Annotated in this window: 14 protein-coding genes; 5 read left to right on the top strand and 9 right to left on the bottom strand. The window is 63.8% G+C overall.

Annotated features, from left to right (window positions below):
- The first annotated feature begins 63 nt into the window (after positions 1-63).
- From EOC83_RS13825 to EOC83_RS13810, 4 genes are all read left to right on the top strand, one after another.
- The gene (locus tag EOC83_RS13825; RefSeq protein WP_063169502.1) at positions 64-927 is read left to right on the top strand and encodes an ABC transporter permease; all 864 of its coding nucleotides are present in this window, start codon (positions 64-66) and stop codon (positions 925-927) included.
- The gene (locus EOC83_RS13820) at positions 927-1739 is read left to right on the top strand and encodes an ABC transporter permease (RefSeq protein ID WP_063169501.1); all 813 of its coding nucleotides are present in this window, start codon (positions 927-929) and stop codon (positions 1737-1739) included. Before EOC83_RS13825 ends, EOC83_RS13820 begins: the two co-directional genes overlap by 1 nt.
- 10 nt (positions 1740-1749) lie before the next feature.
- Positions 1750-2511 carry a glucose 1-dehydrogenase gene (locus EOC83_RS13815; RefSeq protein WP_063169500.1) on the top strand — a complete coding sequence of 254 codons (762 nt, stop codon included), beginning with the start codon at positions 1750-1752 and terminating at the stop codon, positions 2509-2511.
- Between the two features lie 301 nt (positions 2512-2812).
- On the top strand, positions 2813-3523 hold the full coding sequence (locus tag EOC83_RS13810; protein WP_063169499.1) for a hypothetical protein: 711 nt from the start codon (positions 2813-2815) through the stop codon (positions 3521-3523).
- A gap of 147 nt (positions 3524-3670) precedes the next feature.
- Here the strand turns inward: EOC83_RS13810 and EOC83_RS13805 are convergent, their stop codons facing one another.
- From EOC83_RS13805 to EOC83_RS13760, 9 genes are all read right to left on the bottom strand, one after another.
- A complete protein-coding gene (locus EOC83_RS13805) occupies positions 3671-5179 on the bottom strand; it encodes an aldehyde dehydrogenase family protein (protein WP_063170400.1) in 1509 nt (502 codons plus the stop codon).
- Positions 5180-5339: 160 nt separating this feature from the next.
- The gene (locus tag EOC83_RS13800; RefSeq protein WP_013528939.1) at positions 5340-5684 is read right to left on the bottom strand and encodes a cupin domain-containing protein; all 345 of its coding nucleotides are present in this window, start codon (positions 5682-5684) and stop codon (positions 5340-5342) included.
- A gap of 23 nt (positions 5685-5707) precedes the next feature.
- Positions 5708-6049, bottom strand: coding sequence for a cupin domain-containing protein (locus tag EOC83_RS13795; protein ID WP_063170399.1), 342 nt, complete (start codon positions 6047-6049; stop codon positions 5708-5710).
- A 17-nt stretch (positions 6050-6066) separates the two neighbouring features.
- Positions 6067-6417: a cupin domain-containing protein gene (locus tag EOC83_RS13790; RefSeq protein ID WP_063169498.1), complete on the bottom strand. Its 351-nt coding sequence runs from the start codon at positions 6415-6417 to the stop codon at positions 6067-6069.
- A gap of 229 nt (positions 6418-6646) precedes the next feature.
- Positions 6647-7921: a glycosyltransferase gene (locus EOC83_RS13780; RefSeq protein ID WP_063169497.1), complete on the bottom strand. Its 1275-nt coding sequence runs from the start codon at positions 7919-7921 to the stop codon at positions 6647-6649.
- A gap of 13 nt (positions 7922-7934) precedes the next feature.
- The gene (locus tag EOC83_RS13775; protein ID WP_024504743.1) at positions 7935-9008 is read right to left on the bottom strand and encodes an ABC transporter ATP-binding protein; all 1074 of its coding nucleotides are present in this window, start codon (positions 9006-9008) and stop codon (positions 7935-7937) included.
- Complete coding sequence (locus tag EOC83_RS13770; RefSeq protein ID WP_063169496.1) at positions 9005-9799, bottom strand: ABC transporter permease; 795 nt, start codon at positions 9797-9799, stop codon at positions 9005-9007. Before EOC83_RS13770 ends, EOC83_RS13775 begins: the two co-directional genes overlap by 4 nt.
- The gene (locus tag EOC83_RS13765) at positions 9792-10634 is read right to left on the bottom strand and encodes an ABC transporter permease (RefSeq protein ID WP_027163033.1); all 843 of its coding nucleotides are present in this window, start codon (positions 10632-10634) and stop codon (positions 9792-9794) included. The genes EOC83_RS13770 and EOC83_RS13765 overlap by 8 nt, the downstream gene beginning before the upstream one ends.
- 103 nt (positions 10635-10737) lie before the next feature.
- Positions 10738-11802, bottom strand: coding sequence for a spermidine/putrescine ABC transporter substrate-binding protein (locus EOC83_RS13760; RefSeq protein ID WP_063169495.1), 1065 nt, complete (start codon positions 11800-11802; stop codon positions 10738-10740).
- A gap of 239 nt (positions 11803-12041) precedes the next feature.
- On the opposite strand from EOC83_RS13760, the gene EOC83_RS13755 reads away from it, so the two are divergent.
- The gene (locus EOC83_RS13755) at positions 12042-12980 is read left to right on the top strand and encodes a GntR family transcriptional regulator (protein ID WP_063169494.1); all 939 of its coding nucleotides are present in this window, start codon (positions 12042-12044) and stop codon (positions 12978-12980) included.
- Positions 12981-12985 lie beyond the last annotated feature (5 nt).

Genomic DNA, 12985 nt, shown 5'->3' with positions numbered 1-12985 from the left:
CAAATTCGACTCAGATAATTTGACCGGCGGGTTTATGCCCGCCGGCACCGGGGCAATCTTTCCATGCACGGCAGCCGTCTTCGCAGGAATTTTCTGACCGCCATGCTGCTCGGTCCGGCGACCGCGTGGCTGGTGGTGTTCCTGGTGCTGCCGTTCATCGCCATCGCCGTGTTCAGCGTCGGCGAACGCGCACCGGAAGGCGGCTATCAGGCCGCCTTTACGCTGGCGCAATATGCCAATCTTCCGGCGCGGGCGACCGCCTTCTGGAACACCATGGTGCTGGCGCCGGTGGGAGCGCTCGCCTGCCTTCTCGTCGCTTATCCCGTTGCCTACTATCTCGCCTTGCGCGCGCCGCAGCGCTGGCGGCTGATCCTGCTGGCGCTGGTCGTCATTCCGTTCTGGACCAGCCTGCTGATGCGGACCTATGCCTGGATGTACATTCTGGGCGGGCGCGGCATTCCGGCGCTGCTCGCCTTTGTCGGCATCGAGGATGTCAGGCTGATCAACACGCCGGGCGCGGTGCTGCTCGGCATCGTCTATGGCTACCTGCCGTTGATGATCCTGCCGATCTATGTCAGCCTCGAACGGCTTGACCGCAGGCTGCTGGAAGCCTCCGCCGATCTCGGCGCCACGCCACTATCGACTTTCCTGGGCGTGACCCTGAAACTGTCGTTGCCGGGCGTGATGACCGGCTTCTCGCTGGTCATGATCCTGCTGCTCGGCGAATATCTGATCCCGACGCTGCTTGGCGGCGGCAAGGTGTTCTTCATCGGCAATGCGCTGGTCGACCTGTTCCTGCAATCGCGCAACTGGCCGTTCGGATCGGCCATCGCCATCACGCTGGTGCTGGTCTCGGTGGAGGTGCTGATTGCCGCAAACCGCATTTCGACCCGAGTTTCGGGCGCGCGCCGGGTGGATCTGATCTGATGCGGGCTTTCGTCATTGCGGTGTTCGCTTTCCTCTATCTGCCGATCGCGCTGGTGGTGCTGTTTTCCTTCAACGCCGGCCACCATGCCAGCGAGTTCACCGGCTTTTCGGTGCAATGGTACGGCAAGGCACTGGCGAACCCGTTCCTGGTCGAAGCGCTGAAGAACAGCCTGTTCATCGCCACCACCAGCGCCTTGCTGGCGGCGCTGTGCGGCACCGCGGCGGCACTCGGCCTGGCGCGCGTCGGCGTGCGGACCCGCGCGGTCTTCGACGCACTTCTGGGCGCCGCGATCGTCGTTCCGGGCGTCGTGATCGGCATTTCGACTCTGGTCGCGCTCGTCCAATTGTTCACCGTGGTCAATCCGTTCCTCGCCTCGATCTGGCCGGACGACCAGCCGCCGCGGCTGGCGCTCGGCTACGGTTCGATCATCGCGGCGCACGGGCTGTTCTCGATGGCGCTGGTGACGATGATCGTCGGCACGCGGCTCGGCAGCCTCGACCGCAATCTGGTCGAGGCGTCGAGCGATCTCTACGCGACGCCGTTGACGACGTTCCGCTCGATCGTGCTGCCGCAGGTCATGCCGGCGGTCGTTGCCGGCTTCCTGCTCGCCTTCACCTTCTCCTTCGACGATTTCATCATCGCCTTCTTCGTCGCCGGCGCGCAGACGACGCTGCCGATCTATGTCTTCGCGTCGATCCGGCGCGGCGTGACGCCGGAGATCAACGCCATCGCGACGATCGTGCTCGTCGCTTCCGTGCTGCTCGTGGTGCTTGCCCAATGGCAGTTGCGCCAGCGCAAGCCGTCGAACTGAAAGCCGCATCATGATCCTCAAAGACCGCATCGCCGTGGTGACAGGCGCCGGCTCCGGCATCGGGCGCGCCGGCGCCATGATCATGGGCAGGGAAGGCGCGGTGGTCGTCATCGCCGACAGGGATCAGGCCGCCGGCGAAGCAACGGCTTCGGACATCCGCGCGGTCGGTGGCCAAGCCGAGGCGATCACGACCGATGTCGCTGATGATGCGGCGGTCGAACAGCTCATTGCCGGCACGCTCGACAGGCATGGGCGCATCGACATCCTGCACAATCACGCCGGCATCCAGATCGGCGGCACGCTGACCGAAGTGGAGGTCGGCGGCATGGATGCCTCGTGGCGGGTCAATGTGCGGGCGCAGTTCCTGGCGGCGAGACAGGTCATGCCCTCGATGATCGCGCAGGGCGGCGGGGTCATCCTCAACACCGCCTCCAATTCGGGCGTGTTCTACGACCGCGAGATGATCGCCTACGCAACCTCCAAACATGCGGTGGTGGCGATGACACGGCAGATGTCGCTCGACTATGCCCGTCACAATGTCCGCATTAACGCGCTCTGTCCGGGCTGGGTCGACACGCCGTTCAACGAACCGTTCATCGCCCAGATGGGCGGACGCGGGGCGATCGAAACCTATGTCCGCACCAAGATCCCGATGGGCCGCTGGGCCAGCGCCGATGAGATCGCCGAAGCGATCCTGTTCCTTGTCTCCGACCGTTCATCCTTCATGACCGGCCAGGCGCTGGTAATCGACGGCGGTGAAAGTATCGGCTGAGCCTTTTGCTTTCGCTATCAACTCCCCTGTTTTCAAAGCTTGTCCGATATACCACGCAAAGACTTTCACCCATGCCGCTGCTTGCCCGCAGGACTATAGTCCTGCCGGCATGGGACTTCAGTGCCATGGCCGTCCAAGAGCGTGAATTTGTGTTTGATATCAGTCGGTTAAGTTTCTGGCCGGGTGCCAGATCGCGTATTGAGACAGCATTTGTCTAAAGTTTACTCTGCACTATTAGCAATTCCTCATAGGACGGTCGCTTAGCGGTCGGGCCAGGGCGACGATTCCCGAGGAGATTACCATGACAAACCGGAAAACTCTGCTGGCGGCGCTTGCCGCATTGGCGCTCCTGGCATCTCCGGCGCTCGCCGGCAATGGGCACGGCGGTGGCGGTGGCAATGCCGGAGGCAACGGGCACGGCAACGGCGGTAGCAATGGCAACGGCGGCGGCAATGGCAAGAGCGGCGCTTCGCACGGCAAGTCGTCGTCGGCCCCCGGCCAGGTGGCCAAAGCGGACGACACCACGGTCGACAAGACCACCAAGGTCTCGTCCGTGCCCAAAGGCAAGAACATCCACGCCAAGCTTGGCCGGGTGAGCTCGCTGAAGCGCAACATCAATGCCTATATGAACTCGAAGAGCAAGAAATTCGCCGCCCTTCAGGCATTCGTGACGCAGTCCGCCAAAGCCAAGGTCGCTCAGGCCGCCGCCGACGCAGCACAGGCTAAGCTGGATGCGCTGACGTCCCTGACACCCGATCAGATTGCCGCGATGTCGCCCGAAGATCAGGCGGCCCTGCCTGGGAAGATAGCTGCTCTGCAGGCCGAGGTCGCTGCCGACAACGCTGCTGCTGCTGCGGCCGCGGTCGGCACCGATGATGCATCGCTCGACGCGGCATTGGCGGATATGGCCAACAAGCCCGTCGACGCCGCGGTCACGTCCTGGGCTCAAGACGTCCTTGCCGGCAAGATCGACCAGACGGCTGCCGCGATGCAGACGGAAACGACGCCGTAACGAACCGCCGCCGAAACGGTAGTGGTCAGTCAAAGAAGATGCCGCCGGGTTTCACTCGGCGGCATTGCCTTTTCCCGCTCATGGTCGGGCTGGCTATCCAGGGATAGCCACCGAGCTGGCGTCCAGGGATAGCCAGGCTCGAAACACTCAGACGTGCTTGCGGCCGCCGGTTTCGCGGAACCAGCTGTCGGGATAGGGATACCACCAGTCCTGGATCGCAGGCTTGTGGTCGATGATCACCATTTTGGAGCGGCGGAAGGCGTCGAGCCCCTGGCGTCCGAGCTCGCGGCCAAGGCCCGAGGCCTTCCAGCCGCCGAACGGCAGGGCATCGTTGTCGATCAGCGGGTTGTTGACCCAGACCATGCCGGCTTCGAGCCGTTCAGCCGCCTCGTGGGCTTCGGCCAGATTCGATGTGAACACCGAAGCGCCGAGCCCGAACGGGCTGTCATTGGCAAGCCGGATCGCCTCGTCGAAATCCCTGACCCGGCAGATGGCGGCGACGGGTCCAAAACACTCTTCGCGCACGATCGCCATATCAGGGGTGACGCCGGTCAGGATGGTCGGTTCGTAGAACCAGCCGATGTTGTGCGCCGGCGGGATGCGCCCGCCGGTCACCGCCTTGGCGCCATGGGCAATGGCGTCATCCACAAGGCGCATCACTTTGGTCCGCGCGCTTTCGCTGACCAGCGGGCCGATCTCGGTCTTGTCCATGCCGTTGCCGATGCGCAGCGCCCGCGTCCTTTCGGCGAACAGCGCGACGAAGCGGTCATGCACGGAATCGACGACGAAGAAGCGCTCGGCCGAAGTGCAGACCTGGCCGGTGAGGTGGAAGGCGGCGGTGACGCTGCCGGCCGCCGCGATCTCGAGCGGGGCATGCTCGCTTATGATCAGCGGGTCGCTGCCGCCGGCCTCGATGACGCACGGCTTCATGCGTTCGGCGCAGGCTACCGCCACCGCCTTGCCTGCGGCGACCGAGCCGGTGAAGGCAACGGCATGGGTGCGGTCGGAGGCGATCAGCGCCTGCGCTGTGGCCGCTCCGCCGGGCAGGCAGGAGACCAGCCCCTCTGGCAGCGAGCGGAACACGGTCATGTAGTCCAGCGTCGAGAGCGTCGTCGCCTCGGCCGGCTTGATGATGCAGGCATTGCCGGCGGCGAGCGATGCGGCGACCGTCCAGCACATCAGCAGGATCGGGAAATTGTAGGGCATGATGTGTACGGAGACGCCGTAAGGTTCGTAGCGCGCATACTGGAACGAACCGGCCTGCGTCGTGCCGGCGATCTTGCCGGCATCGTCGCGCGCCATCTCGGCATAGTAGCGGAAGATCGGCGCGCAATTGGCGATCTCGCCGATCGCTTCGGGGTAGGGTTTGCCCATCTCGCGCACCATCAGCTCGGCGCAACGCGTGAAGTCCGCCGCCTCGATGGCGTTGGCGACGGCATGCAGATGCTTGGCCCGGCTCTTGGCATCGAGCTTCTTCCAGGCGGCCTGCGCCTTCGTCGCGGCCGTGAGTGCGGTATCGATCTCGCCGTCTGTCGCAGCAGAGATAGCGCCGACGGTTTCCAGCGTCGCCGGATCGATCACCGGTTTTGCCGCGCCGGCCATCGACCGGTAGTCCGGATTGACGAAGAAGGTTGGCCGGTCAGGAGAGAAATCCATTTTGTCCTTCTCCATTTACGGAGCCTTTTTGAGAATTCGTCCTGCCGAGGCAGATGGCGTGGCTTTCGAGAACCGGAGCGCAGCGGACATTTAGTCCGTGAGCACCGGAAGCGCAGAAAGCCGCGTCAGGTGTCCGGCAGGGCAGAATTATCGAGAAGGCTCAGCGGATCATGTAGACCTTCTTGATTGTCTCATGGACGGTGCAGACGCCCTTCCAGTCCTGCGGGAAGAACGCTGCCGTATCCGGCTCGATCTCGATGACCTCGCCGGATTCATGCACATAGGTGCAGCGCCCTTCGAGGAAATGGCAGAACTCGTCGCGGGTGACATGGCAGTGCCATTTGCCCGGAGTGCAGACCCAAAGCCCGCATTCGGAGCGGCCTTCCGGCCCCTTGTACAGCAGCTTGCCCGAGGTATGGGATTGGCCCTCGATCATGGTCGGGATGACGCCCCAGTCGACGAGGTCGGTAATGGTAAGCGGGGATTTCATGATGGGGGTTGTCATATCGATTCCTTGGAAATGGGTGCTCAGCGGCACATGAAGGCCTTGGTCAGCGTTTGCGTGATGATGGAGATGCCGGTCCAGCCGGCGGGGAAGAATACCAGCGTGCCGGCCTCGACCGCGATCTCCTCGCCGTCGCCATGGACATAGCTGCCGCGTCCCGACAGGAAGTGGCAGAATTCGTCGGCGCCAAAGGTGACCTTGCGCGTGCCCGGCGTGCACGCCCACAGGCCGCATTCGCTCGATCCGTCCGGGTTCTGCGCCAGGATCTTGCCCGAAGCGCGCGGCGAACCGGCGAGCGTGTTGCTGCCCGCGCCCCAGTCTTCCAATTCCACGGCCGAAGCCTTCGGCCAGTGCGGTGTCGACATGTCATCAAGCTCCGTGGTCACGCCAGCATGTAGACGTTGCGCATCGTCTCATGCACGGTGCATTCGCCTCTCCAGCCGGCAGGGAACATGACCACGGTGCCGGTGGAGACTTCTATCACCTCACCGACATCCGACCGGTAGGTCGCGCGGCCGGCGACGAAATGGCACAATTCGTCGCGCGGGATACTGAGGCGCCAGCGGCCTGGCGTGCAGACCCAGATGCCGGATTCCGGCTGGTTGTTTGGCCCTTTGTGCACGAGCCTGCCGGTGGAGCGCGAAGCGCCGTCCAGCGCGTCAGGTTGGACGCCCCAGTCGACGAGGTCGGTTCGGGTGGTGGCCTGGTGGAGGTGTGGGGCGGAGGAGGTCATGAGCGTGCTCCATCATTTGGGCGCTCAATCCCGCCCCGTTTTCGCTCTACGAGGCCCCCCTCTGTCCTGCCGGACATCTCCCCCTCAAGGGGGGAGATTGGCAACTTTGGCTTCTGTGTCTCTTCTTCAGCGTTGAAAATTGGCGAAAGCCGCCGCGAAATCCAATCTCCCCCCTTGAGGGGGAGATGGCCGGCAGGCCAGAGGGGGGCGCCTGGGCTCCGCATCTCAATCACAGCAGCGTCTCCAACAACCCGGCCGCTTTCTCCGGCCCATTCTGCGCGTGCATCTGCGCCGATGTCTTCGCCAGCTTGGCTTTCATCGCCGGGTCGGTCAGGCAGGTCTCGATCTTGGCAACCAGCTCGGCATCGGTCCAGTCGTAGCGCGGCATGCCGAAGCCGTGGCCGGTTTCCTCGACGCGGGTGGCGTTGTCGTGGCCATCCCAGACATAGGGCATGATGATGGCCGGTTTGCCGAAATAGAGGCACTCGGTGAACGAGTTGTTGCCGCCATGGTGGATGACGGCATCGACCTGCGGGATCACCGAGGGCTGCGGAAACCAGCTGTCGACAATGACGTTACCGGGCACGTCCGTGTACTGGTCCTTGTAGCCGCCGACATTGACCAGAGCCCTGTAGCGCGTCTTGCCCAATGTCGCGATGATGCGCTTCAGCAGATCGACATCGCCGGCGCCCAGGCTGCCGAAGGAGACGTAGAGCAGCGGCCCGTCATTGTTCCTGGAGAAGGTCGGCACCGTGTACGGCTTTTCGTGCCGCACGCAGCCTTCGAGGTACTGGAATTTTGCCGGGTCGAGCGGATGGCGGCGCTTGAATTTTGCCGCTTCGGGGTAGAGCAGCAGGTTCAAATAGGGCGAGGCTTCGAAGAACTGGCCGATCGGATAGGGCGCCTCGTGGTTGGCGGTGAGAAAGCCGTTGAAGTCGTCATGGATCGGCTTGATCACCGCATTGAAGTGGTCGCGGTAGCGCTGGTGGCCGGCATGGTCGTTCTCGCCGCAGCCGGAGAGATGGGGCGGGATGTCCTCGTCCTCGATCTCGTTTTCCGAGCAGGAGATGACGCGCACCCACGGCTTGCCGTACTGCTTGATGGCCGGGAACAGGATGACGTTGTCGACGCAGATCACATCCGGCTTGATGGCTGAGAGAACGCGCGGCAGATCCTTCTGCGCCCATTTGGCGCTGTCGACGATCGCCGTCCAGCAATCCTTGACGTAGTTGTCGACCTGGTCGTAGGGCGATTTGCGGAAGTTCGGGATATGGCCGTTGATGAAATCCTCCCAGAATTTCGCCATCTGCTCGGGCGGCATCGGCTCCGACAGGTTCACCGGATGCGCCTCGAAGCCGTAGCCCTTGTAGACATCGACGAAGCCGGGGTCGGACAGGAACACCGCCTTGTGGCCGCGCGCTTCGACTGCCTGGGCGATACCGACGGAATTGAGCGCCGGGCCGTAGGCGGCTTCTGGAAAAAACGCGATCGTCTTCTGCGCCATCAGGCTTCTCCTGTCATTCTGCGAAAATTCTGACATCGGCGGCATCCCAGCCGAGTTCGACCTGGTCGCCCGACGAGACCGGCCGGCGGTCGGCGGCATCTGCGGTGACGCGCACCAGGAACGGCTTTGGCGACAGGGGCGTGCGGACATGCAGCTGCAGGTCCAGCCCCTGATAGGCCAGCGCCTCGACCGTGCCGGTGATGCGGTTGGCGGTTTCCGCCGATGGGAATAGCCGGATGCGCTCAGGGCGCACCGAAGCGACAGCGGATGCGCCGGGCGAGAGCGTTGCCGGAACCTTGCCTGATATGCGTGCGCCATTCGTGGCTACAACGCCATCGACGGCGGCTTGGCCCGGCACGAAATTCATCACGCCGATGAAGTCGGCGACGAAGCGATCGGCGGGGTGTTCGTAGATCGCGTGCGGCGTGTCGCATTGCAGCAATCTGCCGTCTTTCAGCACCGCCATGCGGTCGGCCATGACGAGCGATTCCTCCTGGTCATGGGTGACGATGACGAAGGTGATGCCGACCTCGTGCTGCAGGCGCTTCAATTCCAGCTGCATGGCGCCGCGCAGCTTCTTGTCGAGCGCGCCGAGCGGCTCGTCGAGCAGCAGCAGGCGAGGCCGCTTGACCAGCGCGCGGGCAAGCGCGACGCGCTGCTTCTGGCCGCCCGACAATTGCTCCGGCTTGCGGTCGGCGAAGGGGACGAGCTCGGTCGTCGCCAGGATGGCATCGACGCGGGAGCGGATTTCAGCTGTTGGCAAACGTTCCATCTCCAGGCCGTAGGAGACATTGGCGCGAACGCTCATATGCGGAAACAGCGCATAGGATTGGAACATCAGATTGACCGGCCGCTTGTTGGGCGGGGTTTTGGCGATGTCACGTCCGTCGAGCAGGATGCGCCCGTCATTGGGCGTCTCGAAACCGGCCAGCATGCGCAAGAGCGTGGTCTTGCCGCAGCCGGACGGGCCGAGCAAAGCGAAGAACTCGTTCTCGCGGATGTCGAGCGAGATGCCGTCGACGGCCATCACCCTGCCGAAATTCTTCGACACATGATCGATGGCCAGCAGAGTGCGGGGTTCGCTCATTGGCCGATGATCCCACGGTTGAGCCGCTGCGACAGGGTCAGCGCGGTGATCGAGACCGCCATGACGATGGTCGCCAGCGCGTTGATCTCCGGCGTGATGCCGAAGCGGATCATGGCGTAGATCTGCATCGGCAGCGTCGTCGAGGCGCGGCCGGCGCCAGCGGTGAAGAAGGCGATGATGAACTCGTCGACCGAGAGCGTGAAGGCGAGCAGCGCCCCTGCAATCACCGCCGGCGCGATGACCGGCAATGTCACCCGCCGGAAGGTGGTGAGCGCGGAGGCGCCGAGATCGGCGGAGGCCTCGACGATCGACCAGTCGAAACTCTTCAGCCGCGCGCGCACCACCGAGCAGACGAAGGCGAGGTTGAAGACGACATGGGCGAGGATGATGGTGTGCAGGCCCATGGTTAGATTGAGCATGGAGAAGAACGAGAGCAGCGCGATCGCCAGCACGATGTCGGGAATGATCATCGGTGCGAAAATCAGCGCTTCGAGGGCCTTGCCGTATTGCCGGCGCATCTCGATGCCGATCGCCAGCAGCGTGCCGAGCAGAGTGGCGATCGCGGTCGAGACCAGCGCCACGATCAGCGTGTTGAGGGCCGCGGACAGGATCGCCGAATTCGAGGCCAGCGAGACATACCATTTCAGGGAGAATCCCGACCATGCCGTCGGCAACCCGCCTTCGTTGAAGGACAGCGCCACCAGCACGGCGATCGGGATGTAGAGGAAAGCGAAGACCAGGCTGAGCACGAGCCAGAGCGTGCGCCGCGTGGCAGGGGAGCGCTCAGCCATCGGTGTCTCCGCCGGCTTGCGTGACGTGACCCGAGGCGCGATTGGCGGCCAGCGCTTGCGCCATCAGTACCAGAAGCATGATGGCAATCAGCGCCATCGCCAGTGCCGCCCCGAAAGGCCAGTCGTTGGCGGTCAGGAACTGGTCGTAGACGAGGTTGCCGATCATCTGGAAGCGGCCGCCGCCGAGCAGCGCGGGCGTGACGAAATTACCGATCGACAGCACGAAGACGAAGACCGCGCCGGCGGCGATGCCCGGTACGGTCAGCGGCAGGATGACACGACGGAACGTGGTGGCTGCCGAAGCGCCGAGATCACGCGAGGCCTCGGCGAGTTCCGGGTTGAGTCGCGACAGCGGCGCGTAGCAGGCGAGAATGACGAAGGGCAGGTAGTTATAGACCAGGCCGGCGATGACGGCGCCTTCGGTGTAGAGCATCGACGGCGGCTCGCCGGTGTAGCCGAACCAGCGCAGCAGCTGGGTAATCAGGCCTTCGCGGTTGAGCAGCACGATCCAGGCATAGGTGCGGATCAGATAGTTGGACCAGAACGGCAGCACGGCGAAGAACAGGAACACTGGCTGCCACCGGCGCGGTGCCGCCGATATCGCGTAGGCGGCAGCATAGCCGATCACCACCGCGATCAGGGTCGCGGTGCCGGCGATGCGCGCCGAATTGAGGAAGATGCCGGCATAGAGCGGGTCGAAGACCAGGCCGAAATTCTCCAGCGTGAAGGTGTATTCGATGCCGCCATAGATGCCACGCCGGAAGAAGGCGAGCGCCAGTACCAGCGCGCACGGCACCACCATCAAGGCCGCGAGCCAGGCCAGCGCCGGGGCCATCAGCAAGGAGGAACGAAGTCTGGTTGAGGACACGATTGGGTACCGCATTCAGCGGCCGACGGCGGAAACCCGCCGTCGGCCGTGGTCTCTGATGTGCCGCCGCTTACTGCGCAGCCTTGATCTCGCTGACGATCTTCGAATAGTCGCGCTGGGCGTCGCCGACGTCACGCAACTGCTCGAATTTGACGAGATCGGCCACCGGCATCGCCATGTTGGGGAATTTTGCCAGAAAATCGGCCGGCAGGCTCTCCATGGCCGGCTTGTTCGGCACCTTGTAGTCGATGTTCTGCGCCGCCCAGGCGTGGTTCTTGGCGTCGAGCATGAAGTTGATGAACTGGAAGGCGGCGTCCTTGTTGGCGGAGGCCTTCATCACCACCATCGTGTCGACCCAGAGGTCCGAACCTTCCTTGGGAATGACGTATTTGATCTCCGGCTTTTCGGCGATGCCGTAATTGCACCAGCCGTCCCAGGCCTGCACCATCAGTGCCTCGCCGGACACCAGCTTGGAATAGAAGGTGGTGTCGTCATAGGCGAGCAGGGTCTTCTTGGCCGAGATCAGCAGATCCTTGACCTCGGCCATCTTGGCCGGGTCGGTTTCGTTGACCGAATAGCCCTTGTCGAGCTGGCCGGCGGCCAGCAGCCAGCGGTCGGTCGCCAGCATGGTGGTCTTGCCCTTCAATTCGTCGGAGGGCGCGAGCAGGTCGCTCCAGCTGGCCGGTGCGACCTTCATCAGATCCGAGCGATAGCAGAGGCCGGTGGTGCCCCAGGTGTAGGGCACCGAGAAGGCATTGCCGACATCGTGCGGCAGCTTGGCTGCTTCCGGATAGAGGTTGGCGAGGTTGGGGATCTTGGCGTGGTCGATCGGCTCGGTCAGGCCGAGCTTGTTCAGCACCTCGGCGAAGGGTGAGGAGACAAAGACCACGTCATAGCCCTTGCCGCCGGCGGCGATCAGCTTGCCCATGATCTCTTCATTGGTGGCATGCACCACCACTTCGCCCGAAACGCCGGTTGCGGTCTTGAAGGCGGCCATGGCGTCGGGTGCCATGTAGCCGTCCCAGTTGGAAATGACGAGGTCGGCAGCCGTCGCCGGCGCGGACAGCGCCAAGGCCAGGCCAAGTGCGATCGAAGATGTTTTCAGCGCACGGCGCCGCAGGCTGGTAGCGGTCATGACAGACTCCCATTCGGTTGATCGTCGAATTTCATTCGCCGGACCAACGCTTGCGACCCTTGCCGCTGCCTCGATCCTGTTCCCTCGGTCTTTTTCTCGCCGATTGTGCTGACAGTACTATTGCAGAAAAAAGTACGTCAATCCATAATTTGTCAAACGACCGAGGAAACTGGCCGATTGCGTCCGTTCGGGCGATCGGTCAAATCAATGCGGTCATCTCGTTTTCCGCTGGACCAGCCATGCAAGCCGCAGCCAGACGACCCCGCACCAACCATCTTGATCTGGCGCAGCGCATCCTGGATGTGGCGCGCCAGCGCGGCTTCGAGCCCGGTGCACGCTTGCCCGAGCAGCAGATCGCGTCGCTGTGCAATGTCTCGCGCACGCCGGTGCGGGCGGCACTCGGCCTGCTCGCGGAACGGGGCGTCGTGCGCTGGGAGGCGGAGTCCGGTTATCATCTGGCCATCGACCTCACCGCGCAGGCTTCGGTCGCCACGGAATTGCCCGCTGCCGAGGAGGACGAGTTGGCCGAGGCGATCCTGCGCGACCGCTCGGCGCGGCGACTGGACCAGACGGTGACCGTCGCGGGATTGATGCGGCGCTACAGTGCCGAGCGCAAGACGGTATTAAAAGCGTTGAACAAACTGACCGAAGAGAATCTGCTGGATCGTGCGCCTGGCCAGTCCTGGCTGTTTCGGCGCACGCCCGACGATCCGGAAGCGCAAGGCGACAGCTACGAGTTCCGCTTGCTGCTCGAGCCCGCGGCCATCCTGACGCCCGGCTTCAGGCTGGACGGCGCGCGGGCGGCGACGTTGCGCCAGGCTATGGAAGCGCTGGTGACGCTGCCGGACGCCGCCTTCGACACACGCGAGTTCCAGCGATTGGACATCGATTTTCACGGCATGCTCGCCGAGGGCAGCGCCAACCGCTTCATCGCCGACGCGCTCGCCGATCACCTCAGGCTGCGCCGGCTGCCGGGCATCTATGCCGGCGTCAACGTCTTCCGATTGCGGCAATCGCTGCGCGAACACCTTGTCATACTCGACCATCTTGAAAGCCTGCAGTATGAGGTGGCTGCCGATCTGCTTCGCATTCATCTGCGGCTCTCCCGCAACCAGCGACCGCAAGCGGCCAGCCGCGGGGCTCCCGCGCTGTTCGGCACGATCAGCCGGCCGGAATGACGAGG

It is taken from the genome of Mesorhizobium sp. Primo-A, assembly GCF_003997175.1.
Taxonomy (GTDB): domain Bacteria; phylum Pseudomonadota; class Alphaproteobacteria; order Rhizobiales; family Rhizobiaceae; genus Mesorhizobium; species Mesorhizobium ciceri.
This window is presented reverse-complemented; position numbering and strand designations above follow the sequence as displayed.